The 22,644-nt window shown below is 43.6% G+C and carries 18 protein-coding genes; 3 read left to right on the top strand and 15 right to left on the bottom strand.

Features of this window, described 5'->3' with window-relative positions:
* Nucleotides 1-18: 18 nt before the first annotated feature.
* The 4 genes from arcC to allE all read right to left on the bottom strand — a co-directional run bounded on the left by arcC (nt 19) and on the right by allE (nt 6,095).
* Nucleotides 19-954, bottom strand: coding sequence for a carbamate kinase (gene arcC, locus BXY41_RS02750; protein WP_104434317.1), 936 nt, complete (start codon nt 952-954; stop codon nt 19-21).
* A gap of 16 nt (nt 955-970) precedes the next feature.
* A complete protein-coding gene (locus BXY41_RS02745; RefSeq protein ID WP_104434315.1) occupies nt 971-3,976 on the bottom strand; it encodes a bifunctional FdrA/YlbE family protein in 3,006 nt (1,001 codons plus the stop codon).
* 14 nt (nt 3,977-3,990) lie between these two features.
* Entirely contained in the window at nt 3,991-5,043 is a 1,053-nt protein-coding gene (gene allD, locus BXY41_RS02740; RefSeq protein ID WP_104434313.1) for an ureidoglycolate dehydrogenase, read from the bottom strand.
* Nucleotides 5,044-5,306: 263 nt separating this feature from the next.
* Nucleotides 5,307-6,095 (bottom strand): (S)-ureidoglycine aminohydrolase, encoded by a 789-nt coding sequence (gene allE, locus BXY41_RS02735; RefSeq protein ID WP_104434311.1) that lies wholly within the window; start codon nt 6,093-6,095, stop codon nt 5,307-5,309.
* Nucleotides 6,096-6,309: 214 nt separating this feature from the next.
* Here allE and BXY41_RS02730 point away from each other — a divergent pair, with 214 nt between their 5' ends.
* Nucleotides 6,310-7,170, top strand: coding sequence for an alpha/beta hydrolase (locus tag BXY41_RS02730; protein ID WP_104434309.1), 861 nt, complete (start codon nt 6,310-6,312; stop codon nt 7,168-7,170).
* Between the two features lie 37 nt (nt 7,171-7,207).
* On the opposite strand, the gene allB (BXY41_RS02725) is transcribed toward BXY41_RS02730, so the two are convergent.
* On the bottom strand, nt 7,208-8,578 hold the full coding sequence (allB, locus tag BXY41_RS02725; RefSeq protein ID WP_104434308.1) for an allantoinase AllB: 1,371 nt from the start codon (nt 8,576-8,578) through the stop codon (nt 7,208-7,210).
* Nucleotides 8,579-8,789: 211 nt separating this feature from the next.
* Between allB (BXY41_RS02725) and BXY41_RS02720 the strand changes: the two genes are divergently transcribed.
* Entirely contained in the window at nt 8,790-9,653 is an 864-nt protein-coding gene (locus BXY41_RS02720; protein WP_104434305.1) for an oxamate carbamoyltransferase subunit AllH family protein, read from the top strand.
* A 62-nt stretch (nt 9,654-9,715) separates the two neighbouring features.
* Here the strand turns inward: BXY41_RS02720 and BXY41_RS02715 are convergent, their stop codons facing one another.
* The 8 genes from BXY41_RS02715 to BXY41_RS02680 all read right to left on the bottom strand — a co-directional run bounded on the left by BXY41_RS02715 (nt 9,716) and on the right by BXY41_RS02680 (nt 19,053).
* Nucleotides 9,716-11,056, bottom strand: a complete 1,341-nt coding sequence (locus BXY41_RS02715) for an NCS1 family transporter (protein WP_104434303.1) — start codon at nt 11,054-11,056, stop codon at nt 9,716-9,718.
* Between the two features lie 27 nt (nt 11,057-11,083).
* Complete coding sequence (gene allB, locus BXY41_RS02710; protein ID WP_104434301.1) at nt 11,084-12,442, bottom strand: allantoinase AllB; 1,359 nt, start codon at nt 12,440-12,442, stop codon at nt 11,084-11,086.
* 170 nt (nt 12,443-12,612) lie between these two features.
* Nucleotides 12,613-13,578 (bottom strand): glycosyltransferase family 2 protein, encoded by a 966-nt coding sequence (locus BXY41_RS02705; protein ID WP_104434299.1) that lies wholly within the window; start codon nt 13,576-13,578, stop codon nt 12,613-12,615.
* 20 nt (nt 13,579-13,598) lie between these two features.
* Nucleotides 13,599-15,203, bottom strand: a complete 1,605-nt coding sequence (locus BXY41_RS02700; protein ID WP_104434297.1) for a DUF2142 domain-containing protein — start codon at nt 15,201-15,203, stop codon at nt 13,599-13,601.
* Nucleotides 15,200-15,556: a DUF2304 domain-containing protein gene (locus BXY41_RS02695; protein ID WP_104434295.1), complete on the bottom strand. Its 357-nt coding sequence runs from the start codon at nt 15,554-15,556 to the stop codon at nt 15,200-15,202. Before BXY41_RS02695 ends, BXY41_RS02700 begins: the two co-directional genes overlap by 4 nt.
* Nucleotides 15,557-15,574: 18 nt before the next feature.
* Nucleotides 15,575-16,273: a glycosyltransferase family 2 protein gene (locus tag BXY41_RS02690; protein ID WP_104434293.1), complete on the bottom strand. Its 699-nt coding sequence runs from the start codon at nt 16,271-16,273 to the stop codon at nt 15,575-15,577.
* The gene (locus BXY41_RS02685) at nt 16,270-17,526 is read right to left on the bottom strand and encodes a lipopolysaccharide biosynthesis protein (protein ID WP_104434291.1); all 1,257 of its coding nucleotides are present in this window, start codon (nt 17,524-17,526) and stop codon (nt 16,270-16,272) included. The genes BXY41_RS02690 and BXY41_RS02685 overlap by 4 nt, the downstream gene beginning before the upstream one ends.
* An 84-nt stretch (nt 17,527-17,610) precedes the next feature.
* Nucleotides 17,611-19,053, bottom strand: a complete 1,443-nt coding sequence (locus tag BXY41_RS02680; protein ID WP_104434289.1) for a lipopolysaccharide biosynthesis protein — start codon at nt 19,051-19,053, stop codon at nt 17,611-17,613.
* A 156-nt stretch (nt 19,054-19,209) separates the two neighbouring features.
* On the opposite strand from BXY41_RS02680, the gene BXY41_RS02675 reads away from it, so the two are divergent.
* On the top strand, nt 19,210-20,655 hold the full coding sequence (locus BXY41_RS02675; RefSeq protein ID WP_104434287.1) for a L,D-transpeptidase: 1,446 nt from the start codon (nt 19,210-19,212) through the stop codon (nt 20,653-20,655).
* A gap of 14 nt (nt 20,656-20,669) precedes the next feature.
* On the opposite strand, the gene BXY41_RS02670 is transcribed toward BXY41_RS02675, so the two are convergent.
* Both BXY41_RS02670 and BXY41_RS02665 read right to left on the bottom strand, forming a co-directional pair.
* A complete protein-coding gene (locus tag BXY41_RS02670) occupies nt 20,670-21,656 on the bottom strand; it encodes a glycosyltransferase family 2 protein (RefSeq protein WP_104434285.1) in 987 nt (328 codons plus the stop codon).
* On the bottom strand, nt 21,653-22,639 hold the full coding sequence (locus BXY41_RS02665) for an ATP-grasp domain-containing protein (RefSeq protein ID WP_104434283.1): 987 nt from the start codon (nt 22,637-22,639) through the stop codon (nt 21,653-21,655). The genes BXY41_RS02670 and BXY41_RS02665 overlap by 4 nt, the downstream gene beginning before the upstream one ends.
* Nucleotides 22,640-22,644: the final 5 nt, after the last annotated feature.

Below are 22,644 nucleotides of genomic sequence, written 5' to 3'. Positions count from 1 at the left end.
TAAATTTCCTCGTTCTTACTAAGCATGAATAACAGTTCCTGTCTTCCCGGCAATGCCGTCAGCGGCTTTATCAAGCAGTGTGATTAATGTTTTTCTGCCTTCTCCTGATTCTGCAAACCGGAGAGCAGCTTCAATTTTAGGAAGCATGGAGCCTTTGGCAAACTGCCCCTGTGCAATGTATTCTCTGGCTTCTTTTGTACTCAGCTCTGACAACCATTCCTGGTTTTCTTTTCCAAAATTAACCGCAACCTTTTCCACTGCTGTTAAAATAACCAGGTAATCCGCATCAATCTGGGAAGCCAGCAGACTGCTTACATTATCTTTATCAATGACTGCATTGACACCGGTCAGCTTTCCTTCTTCGCTTACTACCGGAATTCCTCCGCCGCCGCAGGTGATGACTACATGGCCTGCATTCATTAAGGTTTTGATGGTTTCCAGTTCCCGGATTCTCACCGGCATGGGAGAGGGAACTACAATGCGGTAACCTCTGCCTGCATCCTCCATACACCGGATCCCTTTTGCCTCATTTTTTTCCGCTTCTTCCTTTGTAAGAAATCTTCCAATGGGTTTTGCCGGATTTTGAAACGCTTCATCATCCTTACTGACTTCAACCTGAGAAAGAATGGTTGAAACTTTTCTGTCCATGCCTCGTCTGTGAAACTCATATTTAATTGCATTCTGTAAATCAATTCCTATGTATCCCTGGCTCATTGCCACGCTGGTGGGAAGGGGCACCTGTTTCATGCCTTCCTGCACCAGGGTAAGGTGATCCATGGCAGTCTGGATCATCCCAACCTGGGGTCCGTTACCATGTGTGACGATAATGGACAGTCCCTGCTGTGCAAGATCTGCAATTACCTCTGCTGTCCTGGCGACAGCTTCTTTTTGCTCTTCGATATCATTGCCCAGGGCGTTTCCGCCCAGAGCAATTACTATTTTTCTATTTTCCACAACCTTCTCCTAAAATCTACTGAGTATATCCCAGTTTCTTTGCATATGCTGTGATTGCTTTTTCAAAGCATTCCATTGGCGGGTGTACGGTTCCTGCTCCAATTTGTCCATATCCTGCAACTTTATGGGCAATTCCCGTATTAATTACCGGTGTAATGCCTTTTTCTACTACAAGTCTTGCATCAATTCCAAGAGTGCATCCCTGGAAATTCCAGTTGGGAATGATAAAATTGGGGTTTCTGTCTATGGTGATCTCCGCCATCTCTGTGCTGGTACGAAGAGCATCTTCATATCCGCCTGCGCCTACAAATCTGGTAACAGCGGGAGCTGCAATCATTGCCATACCGCCTACTCCGAAGGTCTCAGTAATGGCGCTGTCACCCATATCCGGACAGCCGTCCTCTTTGTCATATCCGGTGAAATACAGTCCCTGAGGTGTATTAACCGGCCCTGTAAACCACTGATCTCCCATACCTGCAATGCGGATTCCAAATTCCACACCATTTCGGCACATGGCAGTCACTATGGTACCGTCGGTCACAGTACGGGCCGTATCCATAACGGACTTGCCGGTTGCCATCATGATATTTAAGAAGAACTGGTCCGTATCGGATAAGAATTTAATGACATCATAACGATCCTGATCGGATATCTTCATTTTTGTAATAACAGGTGCAACTTCCTTTAAAAATGCCAGGGAGGCAGCAATATTTCTCTGATGGAATTCATCTCCCATCGCAATGGCTTTTGCTACCAGAGGATTCACATTTATTCCGCCAAGTTCTTTGATCGCAGTCTGCAGCACTGGTCCAAGAACATCTCTCATCCAGCGAAGTCTGTTAACAACCTCTTCGGAGTAGGCACCAAAACGAAGTACCTTACCGATTCCTTCATTCATGGTGCAGTAACCTTCATTGCCGTCTGTCTTATTTTCCACAACAAATACTGGCATGTTAGCCGTCGTAATTCCGCCCATGGGACCCACTGCTCTTACACTGTGGCATGGCAGAAACTTCACTTCTCCGGATTCCAAAAGTCGTCTGGCATCTTCTTCGGTATCAGCCCATTCTTCAAAAAGAACGGCTCCCACACAGGATCCCTGCATTGGATCTGGCATGTCTTTATAGGCAACCGGCGGGCCTGCATGAAGTATCACTTTTCCATTGTTTAATTCAGGAATTACATTTTTCGCCCGTGTGTTATCTGTAATGACTGGCTGACTGGCAACCACTTTCATGATCACTCTGCGGTTTGCTTCATCAATGTCCAGATCTTTATTGTTTCTAAGGAAATTAAGGATTTTGATTAATTCTACATTTCCCCCTGCCGGAGGCATCCAGTCGTACTGAACCACTTCACAGCCAAACTCTTTTGCAACTTCAGAAAAGCTTTTCAGTCCGATATTGATGATTCTTGGTTTCTCTGCCAGCATCTGAAGCAGTTTATCAGATGCCTTTCCAGGAATGGTGTCAGAAGCTTTCTTTGACCGAATCTCTTTTTTCACCTCAGCAAAGTCAAGGCCGATTGCCTGAATTGCTGTACGGACAGCCAGTTTATTGGTTTCGCATACGATTACTCCGGCATCAGTCAGCTTTTTCACCGCCTTATCATACCCCTGGAAATCCTTTCTGGTTCCGCATACCGTTGCAATAAAGAAAACCTTTCTGCCTTCTCGTTCTGCCTGATCCCCAAGCTCCCTGATTGCAGGAAGCAGAGCGCCTGCCATATCGGCATGGGAGCCATATCCCAGCATGACATCAAGAAGAATAACTCCTGTTGATTTGTCATCAATGGCTTCTTTCATACATTCAATTCTCTTAGCCGGATCGATCATTGGGTGTGGTTTTCCCTGTGTATATACATCATCGCCAAGATCCACCACAATGTGTCCCCCGGTTTTTAACATGTATCCTTCTGCTTTTTCCGGCGGGATCTTTAAATCCAGTGCATCTTTGATCAGCATGGCTGCCTCTCCGGCAAGGGTACCGCCGGAATAATATGCCTTGATTGTCTTCTTTTCTTCCCTGCGGTAAAATGAAGACCGGTCCACAGATACTTCGCCCTCTTTTACCGTCTCTCCCCGCACCAGGCTGACTGCCAGACGTGCTGCTTCATCAAGGGTATAGGTATGATAGAAATTTTCCTCATGATACTCTGGTTTTTCTCCCAGGAATAACGTAATAACCGGCTTTTTGCAGACACTGAGCCTTACTGATACTTTTTCCCTGACTGCCTTTGCCGGCGGCTTGGAAATAACAATCATGACAGACACACTATCATCGTCTTCCATTGCATCAATCATATCCATCATGGTGATTCCACCCACCTGGGTTGATAAATCCCTGCCTCCGGTACCAATGGCATTTTTTACACCTTCTCCAAGGCGGTCTATGATAGTAGTCAGTTCCTGGATACCAGTTCCGGAAGCACCTATAATTCCAATGGCTCCCGGTGTTACACTGTTGGTAAATGCAATAGGCACACCCTGAATGATACTGGTTCCGCAATCAGGCCCCATAACCACAAGCCCTTTTTCATGAGCCTTCTCTTTTAATTTTTTTTCGTCCTCAATGGTAACGTTGTCGCTGAACATGAATACATTCATGCCCTCATCAAGCGCACGATCTGCCTCCAGAGCCGCGTAAGCTCCTGGTATGGAAATTACCGCAAGATTGGCATCTGGCAGCTGATTCAGTGCCTGATCCCATGATTTTGCAATTCGGGATTCTTTCCCGTTTCCTGCTGATACGGACTGCTTTTTAAAGAATTCTTCTGCCTCTTTCATAATGGTATCCAGAAGACTGTCATCTTCCACGTCAGCAACGATAACCATATCATTGGCTGTAGATTCCATTAATTCTTTTGTATCAAGGCCGCTCTGCTTAAAGATGTCCTTGTTAGCAGGTGTGGCCATCATAACAGAAGCCTTCTTTACACCCTGAATCGTTGAGATCTGATTGGTAAGAAGCATCAGTACTACAGAATCGTGATAACTTCCCTTTTTTACTGCTGTTCTTAACATAATAATATTTCTCCTTATTCTGCAAATCTGTTCTTGTGGTCATATCGGTTAAAATGAATGGCATCACTTTTTAAGTACTCATAGATTGCATCTACAATTTCAATTCCGCCATTGTTATGGTATTTATCTCTTCTCATAACGGCTCTTTCGCCTGGATAATAAACTTTGTCATATCCGTCTGCTGGTGGGATTGCATTTAATTCATCACAGGTAATGGACATGTTTTTCATAAACTCTTCGATGTTTGTAAAACGCTTTGGATCCATAACGATATGCATATGACCCAGTTCTCTGCCCTTTGAGCAGTCATGGTACATGGAGCTTACATGTTTGCCAAACGGTACGCCTAAAAGAATACCGGAAAAGATATCAACCATCATCATAAGACCATATCCCTTTGCACCGGCAATGGGAACCAGTGCATTTACTTTGTTTGGATCTGTAACGGGATTTCCTTTTTCATCTACCGCCCATGTATCCGGAATGGATTCTCCTCTGGATCGTTTGTCCAGGATTTTTCCCCACGCCTGTACGGTTGTTGCCATGTCAAATACCACTTTTCTCTCATCTGCGGTAGGAGCTGCAAAGGAAATAGGATTTGTTCCGTAATACGGTTCAGTACCGCCAGTTGGTACTGCCATTGGATCTGACTGGCAGAAGGAGATTGCAACCAGGTTCTGGTCTGCTGCCATTTCTGTATAATAACCAAGAGCGCCGCTGTGGGATATGTTGCGGACACCAACCACTGCGATGCCGTTTTTCTTTGCCATCTCAATTGCCTGTTCCATTGCTTTCGTAGCAGCTACATATCCGCAGCCGTTGTCACCTTCAAAGATTGCAGAACAGGGACCAGTCTCTTTAAATTCAAAATGAGGATCTACGGTAATGCCTCCCTTTGAAATTCTTTCGCAGTAATACTCCACTCTTACTGCTCCATGGGAGTGATATCCTCTTTCATCTGACCAGGTAAGAATCTCCGCTGTGATATCAGCATGATCTTCTTTCAAACCGGCTCTCATTAATTTTTTCTTCATTAAGTCTTTTAATTCAGCTCTTACAAGTTTCATTTATCCTTCCTCGCCTTCCTGATTTATGGTTATTTTTGTTCAGCAAATTGCTGCCAACCAGAATTTCTTTATCTATTATGGCTATTTTTCTACCCCGTTTCAATCAAATAACTAGATAAATGTAGGTTTGATTTTTATCCACTTTCGTGGTATTTTAGGAAAATCAGTAAATAAAAAAACTGGCTTTCCGGTATGAATCAGACACCGGAAAACCAGTTTTTTTGTATCTATAAAAATTCTTAGGAAGAACATCAAAACAATGATTACAGCTTTACATCCCTGTTGCAGTCCTTGGAATAGATATAAGTTAAATCTTCTTCCCGTCCTACTGCGTAGCAGGCCTGCGGGCAATAAGCATCCATAAATACATAATCACCCTTTTTCACCGGAACCCAGTCATTATCCAGTCTGTACATCGCGCTTCCTGTAAGGAAATACATGCCATGCTCCTGGATATGAGTCTCTATGTAGCCGTGGGATGCACCTAAATGGAATTTCAGAATATGCATATTCATATCGAATCCAAAATTCTCTGCTGCAGGCAGGAAATCACGGATATAGCAGTTCTCCATACCTTCATATGGAATCCATGGAAGATCATTTGCATTTCCCACTACCGTGTAGGCGCTGTATCCAGCCAGCTCGTCATATCTGCGTTTATAAGCAAAGAGCTTTGCATCCTCTTTTCCCGCATTTTCAAAAGAAATGGTGTTGCTGGCAGGGGAATAAATATAACCACCCTCTGTCAGAGTCTCTTCTTTGTCCGCATTTTTAACCTTAATGGAACCTTCCATTACATAAATGAATGATTCCAGTCCTTCCCCGCCGAATGCAGAATTCTTTCCGCCTTCGTGAACTGTCACTAAGTAATCCGCAAAGGAAGCTCCCATCTGAGGAGAGCCAAGAATCGTGACATCACACTTCTCATATCCTGGAATCGCATTTTTCACAATTCCATCCGGCTCAATTAAAACATAATTTTCTTTTTTAACGACGGATCTGGTGGCTAATAAGTCATCACGGTATCCTGTCTGCCCGTTTAAATAACTCATAATAAAGCTCCTCACTTTCCATTAGGTCATATTCATTCAGTCAACCAATTTATACCTGTTTATTATGGCAGGTATTATAAAGTATTTCAATTATATTATGAGATAAAATACCGTTCCCGTTTTATCCACTTTTGCCCTGCTTGTTTATTTTTTAACAGTTATAATGATCTTACATTCATGTGTTTTTTATCGAAAGCAGAAAGGAATTACCACAATGACAAAACAAATTGAAATGACGCTCAACGAATTATCTTATCCGGTTAATGTTACGATATATCATAATATGGCTGTTGTACCTAAGGCCTGCATCTTATATTTTCATGGCGGCGGACTTTTGTACGGCTCACGTCTGGATCTGCCCCAGCTGCATGTGAACAGCCTTACCAATGCCGGATATCTTATTATTTCCTATGACTATCCCCTTGCTCCCGCCGCCAAAATTGATATAATACTGAAATCTGTAATAGATTCCATCAATCACTATCTTTTGAACCGGTCACTTTATGTTTCCCAGGAACTTCCCTACTTTCTATGGGGCCGTTCTGCAGGGGCATACCTATGCCTGCTGGCTTCAAAAGACCAGCGTCTTTTACTTCCTCCAAAGGGAATCCTGTCTTATTACGGTTATGGTTTCCTGTGCGACAGCTGGTTTGATACTCCAAACAGTTACTATTGTTCTCTTCCACCCGTTAACAGTTCCTGCCTTAATGCAGTTTCTGATCAGGTTCATACTGAGGGGAATCTAGATTCCCATTACAGTATCTATGTTTACGCCAGACAGACAGGATCATGGAAATCACTGTTCTATGAAGGCAGGGATAAATACTTCTTTCTGGATTATTCACTTCGAACCTGTGAAAAACTTCCCGCTCCTTTATTTTGTGCTCACAGCATGAATGATACAGACGTTCCATATTCAGAATTTCTTAACCTTTGCAGTATGTATCAGGCAAAACAGTTTGTTGTCCCAGGTTCTGTACATGATTTTGACAGAAATGAAGCGGACCCTGCGGCTACTCAACTTTTAAATGCAACTGTTGAATTTTTAAATAACCACACGGACCGCTTCTTATAACCATAAACTTGATTGCGGATTCTTATGAATCCGCATATTACAGCTTTTTAACCAGGTTTCCGAATCCTTTTTCACCTACAACTTTTCCGTCTTCTGCCACTACCTCACCGCGGACAATGGTGCAGACCGGCAATCCTTTTCCCTTCATTCCAACGAAAGCAGAAATCTTGTTTACGTAGAGAAGGGAATCTTCTGTTATCTCCCATTCCTTATCTGCATCTACAATAATGAAATCCGCGTCGAATCCGGTTCTGATGTCTCCTTTTTTTCCGTAGATTCCAAATGCCTCTGCGGGTTTCTTTGCCATTGCATTTGCAAGAACCGATGGTGAGATTCCCCGTTTTACGCATCCTTCATGGAAGCTTACCTGAAATCCGCTCTGAATTCCACTGATTCCTCCCCATACATCAAATGGAGTTTCGATTTTATTACCCAGAATTTCCTTGAATTTTTCATCATAGGAACATGGGGAATGATCACTTGCAATACCGCTGAATGTGCCATCCTCCACATAGGTCCACAGCCTGTCCACTTCTTCCTGGGAACGCAGAGGCGGGGCGCATTTAAACAACGGTCCGTTCTTGATCACATCTTCATCCGTCATGCTTAAATAATGAGAACAGGTTTCTGCTGTAATATCGTAACCTTCCTGCTGCGCCTCTTTAATCTTCTGAGCAACATCAGGACTGCTTACGTGGCAAATGTGTGCTTTGCAGCCGGTGGCTTTTGCAAGCTCAATGACATCAACCGTGGCTACCATTTCTGCAACAACCGGTCTTGATTCTAAAAATCCTTTCCAGTCCAGTCTGCCCTCTTTTTTCATTCTCTGTTCCTGCCACTTAATTGCGGCAAAATCTTCGCAGTGGAAACCGGCACGTCCGTCAAACTCATGGATGATCTGCATTGCCTCATATACTTGTCCATAATTTAAGGAGCTGTAATCAGGTGAGACAGGGCCGATAAAGGATTTAAACGCTACGCAGCCCTTTTCATCCATCCCCTTTAAATCCTGGAAATTATCAGGAATCAAACCACCCCAGAAGCAATAATCCACATATGCATTGGGAGATACCTTTTCAAACTTCTTATCAAAAATTGTAGCGTTCGTCATGGCTGGCTCGTTTTGCAGCGGCATATCAATAATGGTTGTATATCCGCCTACCGCAGCTGCAGCAGTTCCGTGCTCATAATCCTCACGCCATTCATAACCGGGGTCATTTAAATGTGCATGGGTATCAATTGCACCTGGAAAAACATAATTTTCTTTTGCATCAATTACCTTTTTTGCTTCCGGCTCTTCTCCTGCAAGTAGCACCGCTGCAATTTTACCCTCTTTTACCGCAATGTTTCCCGAAAACACACAATCTGCTGTTACAATCTTCCCATTTTTTACTAATAAATCATACATACCTTCTCCTCCGTTTCTGGTTGATGAATGATAACTGACTGATGAAACATTTCATTATTTTATTAAATAATGTCTGGGAAAACAATGCAAAATGAGGTAAAATTTCGTTAGGTTTTTTGTCCAAGATGTGTAATTTATTTTATTTTATTTGTGTTTTTTTAAGCTTTTTGCTAGAATTTATACTATCATCGAAAGGAGATAACAAGTGATCATGCATTTTAATATTACAACCATTGGTTCTTATGCTCTGGAGATTTTAAATTCTGTGTCAGAAGGCCTGGTACACTCTGTATACAGAAAAACCATTAACATACAATTGGGAGATTTTTTACTGGCTTTACAGGCAGATTTGTCTCCAGTATCACCTGTCAGTCTCATTACAGAATTAGACGCAGCATCCATGGAAACACTTCCTGTTTCTCCGGGATTAAAGGTGAAGGTGAGTCCGGGTATCCTTACAATATACGGCTCTGTTTCTGTTATTAACTTCTATTTTTTAGAAGCAGACCTGTTTGAATCCAAACTAATCAGTAAATCTCCAAAGCTTTTGCGTGATACGTTAAAGTCAGTACTGGATCATACTGCCGCAGGAGGTTTTTCCGCCATATTTGCTCCCTCCTGTATGAAGGAGCAGGAAAATAATCTGGGGGCGGAGCTTGTAACTGCAGCGGCAAAGAACCATCTTACAGCCTGCAGTACCTATATGCAGACAGCGGATTATGAAAAAGCCACAGAAGAACTGATTTCTCTGATCGGTCTTGGAGTGGGTCTTACCCCAAGCGGAGATGACTTTTTGTGTGGTGTACTGGCGGGGCTGATACTAACGGGTAACTCAGATCAAACGTTTACTTCCATTCTTAAGAACAGGATCAGTACGTCTCTCAACAATACAAACGATATCAGCCGTACCTTCCTTCGATGTGCTCTTTCGTCACATTTTAGCAAACCAATTAAGGATCTTGTTTTTCCAGCATCTGTCGAAGATATCCATGCCTCGTTTGAAGCTGTGGGGCATTCCTCCGGCTTTGATTCTCTCTGTGGAATTTATTACGTTTATACTCTGATTTTTAATTAGGAAGACACTAAAAAAAGAAGCCTGCAAGACAACTTATGCCATGCAGACCTCTTTCCTTTTCTTTATTTTTTCTTTTTTTCAAAATACTTTATCAACACATAATAAACGATCCCTGCAGGCAGAATACTTGCCAGCCATGATATTTTAATAAAGGTAAGGGCTGCAGCCATACCTGCAATTAAACCCCCGATTGCAGCAAGGTTGATTCCCTTAAATGCTCCGTCCGGATTGTAATAATCACTCAGATCAATTTTCTGTTTTTTAATGATATAATAATCCACCACCAGAATAGCAAAAACCGGTCCCAGTACAGAAGAGGAAATCAATACAAACAGGTTGAGCCCGGCTGCTGATGATTCCTTTACAAGCTCCCATGGAAATGTAGCATATGCAAGCAGTCCCACAATAATCGCACTCTTTTTAACTGATACTTTTAAAAGATCTACCAGTACATAGATGGGGGGAAGTGCGTTATTGAGCATATTGGTGGTCAATGTACCACAAACGATACAGAATAATGTAATTACAACGATTGCCTTATTGGGCATGATATATGCAAAGCCTACGATGGGGTTGGCAATCCCGGTTACACTTGTAACAAGAAGACCGATAACGCCCATAAATACTACAGCGGGAATCATCGCAAACGCATAAGCAGAGCCTCGTTTCACAGGGCCGCAGCCAGGCTTTAGCTGCCTTACTGAATCGCCGATATTAACCAGAAGAGCGCAGTTAACTCCAATAAAGGTGGTTACAGCTCCAAAAAATGGAAGTCCCCAGGATCCCTTCTTATTAACTACTTCTGTCACTACATCGCCATGCATACCAAGAATTGTGACCAGCATATAAACCAGAGCAATAATAACAACAGCCCCGCCAATGTTGTTAATTACCTTAATTCCCTGAAAGCCCAGTGCAGAAAGTCCGATCTGCATTGCCTGAAACAGAATAAACCATAATACAATGCTGTCAAAGCCAATGACAATTTTACTGATTTCATTCAGGCCCGAAGCGCCGATCCAGCTTTGAAAGCCATACCATATAACGGCTGGAATACCTCTGCACAGAGCTGGGATAACAGTACCTTTAAAGCCAAAAGCACCTCTTAGCTGCACCACATATGGAATTCCGGTTGTGTAACATAGTTTATCGTTTAAGACCATGCATATAACGCAAAGCGCTGATCCCAATGTAATTGCAATAATTGCCTGAACAAGGTTCAGTCCACCAGAAACCAGATCTGACCCAAGTGTTAAGTTTGCGGTAGAGACACAGCCCCCAAGCCAGACCAGCCAGTAGGAAAATGCCCCCATTGTTCTCTTACTAACAGGAACCGGCTCCATCCCATCCTGTTTTATTACACCTTCCAATGCCTTTTCTTCTGTCATCACACTTTCTCCCATGATTTTCTCCTTATATATGTTTGTGACTTATGACATTCTGGCAGGAGTGATCAGTTTTCCGCCTGAAACCGCCGTAATCTTACCATCCTGAAAAATGGTTCTTCCCCGCACAATTGTCTGTGTAACCTGACCCTTGAACTTCATTCCCACATAGGGACTTACTTTATGTAAATAGAATAAGGAATCTGCATCCAGCACATATTCTTTATCCAGATCAACAATTGCAAAATCCGCATCAAAACCGGTCTGAATCTTTCCTTTTCCTTCGATATGAAATACTTCATTAACATTGGAGGCAGTAAGCGCTGCAACCTTTGTAAGCATCAGCTTTCTATCATGGTAACCATGAGTTAAAACAGCCGGCAGCGTACTCTGACAGCCAGAGATGCCTCCCCATGCTTTCATGAACTCTTTCTCTTTTAATTTAGGATCGCTGGGAGAATGATCGGATGAAATAAATGTAATTTCTCCATTAAACAATTTCCCCCACATCTTCTGCTGGTTTGCTGCGTCACGGATCGGAGGAGAACATTTTCCAAGAGTACCCAGTCTTTCCACATCCTCATCTGTGAGAATGAGATAATGACCAATTGTTTCACAGGAGATGTCCACACCCCGTTTTCTTGCCTCTGTTACCAGTTCCACGCCCTTTGCCGTACTTACATGAGCAATAATCAGTTTACAGCCTGTTTCTTCTGCAAAGGTAATCATTCTGGAAATGCTTTCGATTTCTGTAATAGGTGCATGAGCCTCAAAATAATCCTTCACCCCAGTTTTGTTCTGCGCATTTTTTAAACCGGTCACTTTTCCAGTGATACCGTCATTTTCGCAGTGAACCATAAGCGGAAGGTTCAGTTTCTTTAATTTCTCCATCCCCTTGTAAGCGGTATAGTCATCAATTCCAGGGAACTCATCAATTCCGCTGAAGCAGGAAAATGCTTTAAAGCCCACAACTCCGCATTCTGCAAGCTCCTCCAGCTTGTCCAGGTTTGTGGGACATAACCCTCCCCACAGACCGAAATCACAGACGGAATCTCTTTTTGCAATGGCAAGCTTCTTTTCGAAATTAACTCTGTCCAGTGTACAGGGAGAGCTGTTTAAGGGCATATCAAAAAATACACCGCCGCCGCCTGCCGCAAGAGCCTGGCTGCCATTTTTTATGGTCTCCCATTCCGTTCTTCCCGGATCATCAAAGTGTACATGACCGTCGGTGGCTGCTGGAAAAATGTGTTTGCCTGCCGCATCAATTACTTCTTTTCCATCCTGAGAAATCTCCTGTGATATCTCCACAATTTTTCCGTCAATTACCCCAATATCAGCCTTTTCCACACGATCTGGGAAAACAACCACTCCATTTCTAATGACAAGATCCATGCTTTTACCCATTCTGATACCTCCTCTTTTGCACTTTGTTTACTTTTTTAATAAATACCGGCGATTTATTGTGTTATTTGCATTATAGTTTTCACCATAGTATAATTCATTGGTAAAAAAAGACAAAAAAATAAAGTATTTTTATCTGCTCTAGTTAAAAATACTTTATTGATTGGTATATTTTATTCAGTTTTATGTTTTCCCCAGTAAGACTGGTTCATGGTACAGCTTAATATGAGCCGTCTGGGAAGAGTCCGGTACCGTTTTCCCATGAGATATCCCATATATTTAAAACCACTTTTTATAATCACTCCCGGTATCAGCCAGGGCTTCTTTTGTTTTACCAGCCAGGCGCATGTATTTTTCACCAGCCGGATTCCCTCGCTCTCTGAGCGAATTCCACCAAACACTTCCGGATGATCTGCCTGAGATACCGCCAGGTCAAAATTCCGCTTAAACTGGGCGATACAGCCGTAATTATGGGAATGAATCACCTTGGCATCAGCCGCATACGCCACAGCCTCGCCTCTGTACCGCACCGCATTTCCTGCATAGATCATATCTTCATTGAAAATGGTGGTTTTGGTGAATCCGCCTGCTTCCAGGAAAATACTTCTGTCATAGGCACAGCAGACATTGGAGGCAAAAAACGTTTTGATTCCCAGCTCTTTTAAATCTGCCTCTGTCTTAACCCGGCTCTCAGATGGGTAATTAAAGGAACGGGTGTACTGTTCCGCCAGGGCACAGTCAGGATTTGGCAGCTGCCTTGCATATGCCATGACCACCTTTTCCCCGCCACTTCCTGTTTTAACAAACGCGTTTACAAGAGCACTGATTAAATTTTTATCTGCAGGAACCGCATCATCAGTCATAAATACCATGATATCCGCCTTGGAATAGCCGGCTCCTCTGTTTCTTGTTCCGCCATGGTCAAATTCTTCTTTTGTCACATGATGAACTTCCAGATTTTTCACTTGTGCATACTTCGAATCCTTCCAGTAGGATTTCTCCGTATTCATCACAATGATTTTCCGTATGGGATAAGACTGTTCTCCCAGCCTGTGAAAAAGCCGCATCAGTGTTTCGTCAGGCTTATAAACCGGTATGATCACATCAACGGTTCTTTGATCTGCCATCATTTCTTCCATTGAAACTCCCTTCTTTCCTATCAGTAGCGCAGACACGACGTGGAGCAGATACGGATCAGGGCATAGATACTGACAAAGCATTCCAGATACCATGCACTTTTTCTTAAATCCACACCGATTACCAGACGCCGGTCATATATGGTCAGTAACAGCAGGGGCAGAAGGGGAATGAAATAACGTCCCTGGACTCCTGTAATATACGTTAAATTTCTGGGGGTATACCCTAAAAACATGGAAGTCAGAACCAGTACTGCACTTGTAAATACCAGAAACAAGATCCATAGCTTCTGACCGTCCGTCATTTTCACCACTTCCCCCTCTCTCTTTACCACACTGATAAAGAGCGCATACCAAAGAAGGGTAAGGCAGACCGGCGGTACCGTTAAGTTGGGATCTAAATTTCCCAAAAAGCCACCCAGCATAGTCACCAGATAATAGTCATACTGGGTTACCAGGGTTTCATAAAAGACCGTAAATACGTAAAACGGACGCTGCCATACATCGGATAAATTATAACCTGCAGCTTCACTCCACCCCACGTAACTTTCCGTAGCACCTGCCCAGGCAGAGAGAATCAGGCGGTTTACCAGGAAAACTGCCAGCAGCATGACCCCAAGGATACAGAAAAGAGAAATCCAGTAATGTCTATTGGATTTAAATTTAGATTTTGGAATCAGCAGACAAATTCCAGCTGCAGGCAAATAAACGATTTTCCCAGGCTCTAACAGGATCAGTAAAAGTGTAAGAACCAGCAAATCTTTTAATTTTATCTCTTCTTTTTCGTAAGCAAGATGGAAACACCAGGAAAGCAAAAGCATGGACATGCCAATAAATGCAGTATCATAAGAATAGGACGATGCCAGGTGAAGAGTCATGGGCAGGCAGGATACCGCCATTAAAACTTCCTTTTTAAAGGGCATCAGCCGAACAGACACTGCTGCCATAGCTGCAAACGCCAGAAGATTCATAAAACGTCCCAGATACACCAGAGGAATATAACCAAGATGCAAAAGTCTGGCGAGAGTGATCCCTGCCGCCTGAGGCAGATAGACCACAGGAGTAGCATTCACCGGCACTTCCTCCCGCACCGTCTCTGACTGGCTGTGATCAAGAGAAAACAGTTCTGTCAGTATACGGTTGTAGGTTCTCTGACCAGGCTCTGCATAGAGACCTGACACATCATCATCACTTCTGACCAGGACATTCGCCCCTTTTTTCAACCGTTCCTTCTCTTCCGGTGTTGCATGCTTTAAAAAGTCGTCCCCAGCCACCGCCTGTTTTCCCATCATCTGACTGGAGAGGCGATAGGCAGTCACGAAGTGAGCTGCTTCATCGGGTGCAGTAAAAGGTGTTAAAGCAAACAGATAAAAAGTACCCAGTCCGATCACCACCAACGGGAACAGCCACTGGTTAAAAACATCCTTTATCCACAAAAGAAAGGCTAACGCAGCAAGAAATCCACAACCGAAGACAATAAACCACCAGTAAAACCGGCGAACCGGCTCAAATTCCGGAGAAGGAATTCCAACGATGGTTTTCATATAGGTTCTGACGAACAGGAACATCAAAAGCAGAATGCTTCCGGCTGCAAGCCACAAGCCTTTCGTCCTTAACAAACGTTTCACAGTTTATGCTCCTCCTTCTCTATGGCTTCCTCCTTATCAAGCGCCAGCATCTGGATTAACTCCGTCACTCTGCGTTCTAACTGGGATATCTTAATCGACTGAAAAAAGACCTTGGTGAGCAGAATAAAGATCATCAGGGTAAAAATGAAATTAGCTGTGGAATAGGTTCCCACCAGACTGGATATAAAATCAGCCACCTTCGGAAAGACGCTGAAAATCACTAACAGCATGGAAAACATTACCCAGAATATGGAATCCTCTATCCTCATTTTGGAGTGGCGAATCCTTCCCAGTACATAAAAAGTCAGTACCAGGGAAACGCATATCAGTACGCAGCGAAGTAAAAACGTCATATTACGTACCCCCTTCTTTTATCTTCTGTCCCGGATGCGAAAGCTCTGAACCAGTAAAATGGAAAACAGCATCTTTCCCATATACTTTGCCGCATTCAAGGGATTTAAGTAACTCTCTCCCAGTATCCGCTCATCCATGATTACAGGTATTTCCGCCACTCTGGCACCATGGCGGATGAGATAGGAAATGGTATCCGGTTCCGGACCGTAATTCAGACCGTCTGCAAATTCCTTGATCATCTTTCGGCTGAACATGCGCATACCGGAAGTGGGATCGTTTACCTTAACACCGGTTGTAAACCAGATGGCACCGCTTAACATCCGGCTGCCAAGCATGCGGAGAGAACGGGGCTTTTTTTCTGTTACAAACCTGGAGCCAATCACAATATCATATCCCTGATCCATCTTTTCTTTCATGGGAAGTATAAACTCCGGGCGGTGCTGACCGTCACCGTCAAACTGTATGGCGTAGCCATAGCCCTTTCTGTGTGCATACTTAAGTCCTGTCTGAAATGCGCCTGCCAGGCCTAAATTCATAGGCAGATCAATGATCTTCCAGCCATGCTTTCTGCAAATTCTGGCGGTGTTGTCCGTAGAACCGTCATTTATGATTACATAGTCATACATGGGATAATTCTCAATGACTTCTCCCACTACCCGCTCAATATTTAAAGCCTCATTGTATGCAGGTATTACTACCAGTACCCGGTCTGTCATATCCTCTGCTCTCTCCTTCCTTTTTCTTTTGTACCAATAACCCGGATCGCCTGTCCCATAAAACACAGCATGAGAATCAGCATCTCAATCATGTAGGAATACGCACCACCGTTAATTCCGCCTATCTTCACAAACTGATAGGAAAGAACAAACGAAAGGAGGCAGACCGGAACATATCCAAAAAATATCAGTCTCTGTTTCTTCATAATTACCAGGACATAATAAAATAAATTCATCACTGCAAAGAATCCGCCCCCCAGGATAATCGCCAGTAGTCCCGGAAGGTAAGGCGCCAGTTCCACATTAAAAACAGCGGAAAGTACCGGAACGCCCATTACCCAGGCTCCGGCCAGAGCAACTACAGTAAGAAACAGGATAATTCCGGACAACTTTCTTAGAACTCCAAGAAACTCCGAAGTCCTGTTTTCATCCCAGAGTAAGGAAAGTCTGGTAAGGAATGGACGGATTACAAAATTAGCTGCAAGATTGATCACGGAGGTAGGCATAAATATTGCCACAAATACAGCATTGTCCGCAGAAGTCATCTGGGAATCCACTGCATACTTTGCCATTGCAAAGATAAGTCCGTCTAAAAATACAGACAAAAACAAAAGGAAGCTGTCCTGTAAAAGCTGTTTGTGCCTTCCTTTTGCATGTACATAATTAATTTCCGTTATTCTATCTGCTGTCCTTTTATCAAACAGCCAGATTCCAACTGCCTGAGAAGCGGCGGCAACCGCAGAAGCGACAATTAAATCCCGTGTCAATGCCAGAGTGCCTAAAAACAGACACACGGAAAACAGGGTTCGCCAGGTCATAGCCTGTCCGGTTAAATAAAGCTTTCCTTTTCTTTGAAATTCCGACTCGTATACATCAGCAAATCCGTCAAGCACCTTATAAAGAACCATGAAGAAAACAACCATGATTTTTTCATAGGTATAGTCGGAAGAAGAAACGAAAACCTTCCATAGAATGTAGCAAATGCCAAAAATCAGCGCCATACCACAGGTAACCATACGTGCCATCCGGTATTCGCCAAAGGTATAGCTCTCTCTCACATCCGTACTCTGAATGGGTCTCATTCCAAAATAGGCCACAAGAAACATCTGCTGTCCGAATGTGCTGAAAGCAAAGCCAAATATGCCTCCCTGATCCGTTCCCACCAGATGATTAACCAGAGCTGTCAGCAGCATGCTGGATCCCGCGTAAACCAGGCTTCCGATCATATTCCATGCCACGTTTTTACGTTCCATTATAGTTCCTCTATTTCATTTCATTTAACAAGTTCTTTTTATTCTACATGATTCGCCTAAAAAAGTAAACCGCTAACGTCTATCTTACCTGCCCATGTTTTTCACAGTTCTGCATAAGTAAAAGAAGCTTTCAATCTTAAACAGCCAGGAAAAGCCTGCATAAAACAGGACTCCTGTGACAATCTGCAACGTCAGTGTCAGCAGAGTTCCATTTACCAGGAACTGCACGCTGTAAACCACACCGCACATGGCAGCCGATAAAAGTAAAGAAGGAAATACATCTCTCCACTGCTGAAGAAAGCTGTAATGAAGAAGCTTCTTATTCGGATAGGCATTGATAAATGTACAGATAAAATCCGTCACTGCTCTTAACGCCACCATGGTATAAATTCCAAAGGGAATGCTGATGATTAACGCCACCACACTGACTGCTTTTTTAATAATCTCCAGTTTTAAGAAAATCTCACTTCTTCCAAGGGCATTGATTGCCTGTAAATTGGCCACATGAAGGGGCCAGGTAGCATAGGCAATGCAAAGGAGCCGGAGCATGGGGACACAAGGTAAATACTGGTCTGTCAGTAAAAGCTTTACCATAGGCTCTGCTACGGCAATCAGTCCTGCCATCATGGGAAAAACAAGATAAGAGCTTGTCACAATCGACCTTCTTACCATGCTTTTTACCCTCTCTCTGTCATCCTGGCAGGCAGAAAAAGCAGGAAGCATAACCGACTGGATCGCTGCCCCTAAATTATTGGCAATGAGTGCAGGAAACTGATTTCCTCTAGAGTATTGCCCCATCATAGCCGAATTATATATTTTTCCAATCACCAGACCATAAACATTGGTAAAAACCGTATCAATGAGGCCAGACATGAGAATCTTCCAGCCATATGAGAATAACTCTCCCGCTTTTTCAATGGAAAATTTAAGACTTGGTTTCCAGGTCTTTAAAAAATGCAGCACAGCCATGAGAAAAAAGCTGTAAAAAAACTGCTGCATGGCAAGTGCCCATAGTCCATATCCTTCTAAAGCCATCAGCACTCCGATGATGCCGGAACCTGCCGCAGCAAAAAGGCTTGCCATACAAAGCTTTCTAAATTCCATATTTCTGGAAACGGAGGCGGACTGCACCGATATGACTGCGCCGAAGAACAACGTCAGGGACAGAATTCTTAACACTGGTACAAACACTGGCTGTCCATAAAAATCCCCGATTGCAGGCGCAGAAAAGAACAAAATTATATATAGAACGAAGGCAATCAGAAAGCTTACGCAAAAAGCAGAAGAATAATCTCTTTCATCCACTTCCTGCTTCTGAATCAGAGAAGTGTTAAAACCACTCTGGACAAATACATTGCCGATGGTAATAAATATCATAATCAGCATGACTTCCCCGGATTCGGACGGCGTTAAAAGTCTGGCTAAAAGTACGGATACAAGGAACTGAATTCCCTGTGTTCCCCCATTTTCCATGACTTTCCAAAACAGTCCGGAAAGCACTCTCTCTTTCATATTTTCCTGGTACATACTGGCTTTTCTCCTCAATCATCCAATTTACATTTCCGCCTTATTGTACTATATTGCCCAATAAATGTAAATCGTATATAGCATTTTCCAGTTAGTTATGTTAAAGTATTATGGAATCACTTTAAAATTTATAATGATTTACAGGAGGTTTTTATGATGCGTAAACTGACACGCGGCCTGGCGGCATTCTGCCTGACAGCTGCTCTTGTCCTGGGACAGGCTGCCCTTACGCGGGCGGACGAGGCATATGGACCGGGTTACAGGAATGGCGTCAGCCTCAGCGACAGCAGTAAATCTGGAAAACAGAGTGCAGCTGCAAGCGAGACTGAGGGAGGCGTAACTACAGAGGAAGCAGAAACCGCTTTGGCAAATGCAGGAATAGATATCGGAAAAGAAGGAGCTGGAGGAGGAGAAGACGGTGTTGTTGATGAAGCGACCCGGGCTGCTCAGGAAGCATTAAAAGCCAATTTCCCACGACTTCAGACCACTGTTATGATTGGTGATGGCAACTGGACACAGCCTTTTGTCAACGATGCCTGGATCACCAACGAGGGACAGGGCTTTCATGGATTATCTACATTTCTCACGAATATCGTAGGAAACGTACTCTACCGGACCTACACATCAGGCACTGGCTGGTCCCCATGGGTCATGAATGGACAACAGACAACCAATTATCCCAATGACGTGAATATTGAAGCCATACAGATGAGGTTTTCCGGTTATGTAAACAATCAGTTCAATCTCTATTATTCAGCAAAATTAGACGACGGCACCACCACGGACTGGGCAAAGAACGGCACCAGTGCAGGAACCATGGGAACCGGACGTTATATCACAGGTTTTCGTATGGCATTCTATGCTAAGAACTCTGCCTTCCCATATAAGACAGATAAGCCACTGATTTCCGCCACAAAAGACGGAATGCAGATTGTTGACGGCGGACTGCGCTACTTTAACGGAGACGGTACCCCTTTTACCGGCTGGGCATGGCTTGAAAATGACCGGTATTATTTTAAGGACTCTCTTCCAGTTGTAGGCTGGCAGTACATCGACGGCTTCAAGTACTATTTTGATTTAAATTCTGGCAAGATGCTTACTGATTTAGAGCCCATCATCGGAAACTCGGGACCATTCTTTATCAGCATCAACAAACAGATGAACTGTATGACAGTCTTTGCAAAAGACGGCGCCAACGGATTCATTATTCCGGTAAAGTCATTCCTTACCTCTACAGGTCCGGATACACCACTTGGAACATTCCAGACACCAGTGAAATACCGCTGGCGGGATATGGACCACGGTATCTTTACCCAATATGCAACCCGTATCTGGAAGGGCTTTTTAATCCACTCCATTCTTTACAGCCGCCCGGATAAGATGACTCTGGATCCCTCTACATATAATTATTTAAGCATTGCGGAATCAGCCGGCTGTATCCGTCTTCTCTCCGGCGATGCCAAGTGGATCTATGATCACTGTGCTCTTGGAACTACGGTAACCATTTACGAATCACCCGTTCCTGGACCATATGAACGACCTGCCATTGAGCAGATCATACCAGATACACAAACCTGGGATCCGACTGATCCGAACATGTAACAGCAGTGTGAAATTTAACCTTTACTTCCGGTAAATGATTTTCGAAGGAAACCATACAGGCCGGGAGTGCGGTATTGAAACTGAATAAAGAACCTGGTCAGAGGAGTAAGTTCCTTATAATACTTTCGGTATGCAGGATTTAATATCTCTTTAAAATCCCTGGTATTGACCTTCGTCTGGTAATAGGTTCGTTTGGATGCACTTATGGCGGCCGCCTTAAAACGGCCGCCTGTTGCTTTGTCAAATTCTTTATAAACCTGTCTCATACGCTCATAATAGGCCTGCTGCTTTGCGGCGTAATTTCCTTTTTTCCCCTCAGCCGTCCAGGAACCGGAGACTCCAACCCGATATACACTCATGGGTTCATCTATATAATAACCATAGCCGTTCGCAGCTGCCATCAGCTGCAAAGGGGTATCTCCGACCGGACAATCTGTATAGTAATCAGGAAGTTCTTTCACGAGTCTTGCAGGAAATGCCATGGAAGACATGGCATACCCCGAAGTTTTATCAATGATCTCTTCTGGCGTCAGTACTGTGGTCTTCCGATATGGCCTCATCTGGCTTTCCGTCACTGCTTTTCCCATCAACTGGATCTTTGCACTATGGATGCAAAGGGTGCAGTCCGGATGGGACTCCATATAGTCCACCTGCTTTTGAAGCTTATCCGGCGAATCAAAGTAATCATCCCCATCACACATGAATATATATTTTCCTCTTGCACGGGGGAAATTAAACGCACCGCTTATGTTATCAATGCCCTGGGAATACTGATTTTCTGTCTGAATCAGAGGCCGGATCTTATCCGGATACTTTTCTGTATATTCCCTGATGATATCCCCTGTCCCGTCCGTGGAAGCATCATCATGAACCAGAATCTCATACTCAAAATTCGTTTTCTGCATCAGAAAGCTGTCAAGAGCCTGGCGGATGAAGGCACCATGGTTAAAGGTGACACAGTTAATGCTGGCCATGATTTCGCTATTTGATCCGTCTTTCATATCTTAGTCCCTTCCTTATCAAGCACCTTCGTTACGTATTCCTCGTATTTTCTGGCAATATACATTTCCTTTACAGGACCGGAAGGCAAAATGTCCTCCCCCTGAAAACACCTTACATGATTTAAGACGCAGTCATATCCCGCTATACAGGAGAATTCCACTCCGCCTGAAAAACGTGGGTTGCATTCCAGCATGGAAAAGGTTCCATCTTCCCCTTCAATAAATTCAAAATTGACACAACCCTGAATTCCCAAGGCACTGGCTGCCTCTTTGCATACTGCTTCCAGAGTTGGATTTGAAAATACCAGAACAGATGTACCTGCACCGTTGGGAGTCCGCAGTAATTCTTTCCGGCAGACAGCTGCTGAACACCCCGTGTCCGCCTGATGCACTACATCTACTGTAATAATACTTCCCTTAAAATAGGGCTGTACCACGTAATTTTCCGCTTCCACTCCGGCAAGAAACCGCTCCATTTCTTCCTGATTATGAAGGTAGGAAAGCCCCTGGCTGCTTCTTCCATTATATGGCTTTACAACTGCCGGATAGGAAATGGATTCAGAAGAAATACCAGCCAGCATTCTGGTAGGTATCATAGTTCCAATCCCTCTTTCAGAAAGAAACTCATAAAGTTTCATCTTATCTCTACAGACCGTTATGGTCTCTTCCGGGGACAGGCATAGCGTCACTCCTGCTTCCTTTAATTTGTTTCTATGACGGTTCCATACATCTACTTCTGCATCGGTTAAAACGATCAGTCCGTCAGCCCCTTCTTTTTTACAGATAGTCAGAATTTCCTCTACATACTCCTCTTCCTGTGTTGCAAGAGGAACCTGATAAAAAGCAGAAACACTGGAAGAGTCAGCAATCCATTCTGCCGGATATATATCGCAGCCGATCACCTTAAGGCCCATATTTTTCAAATTTTTAATAACAATATCAGCGGAAAATGATCCGATTGCGGTTACAACTGCAGCTTTCATACGCA

It is taken from the genome of Lacrimispora xylanisolvens (assembly GCF_002934545.1).
GTDB lineage: Bacteria > Bacillota > Clostridia > Lachnospirales > Lachnospiraceae > Lacrimispora > Lacrimispora xylanisolvens.
This window is presented reverse-complemented; position numbering and strand designations above follow the sequence as displayed.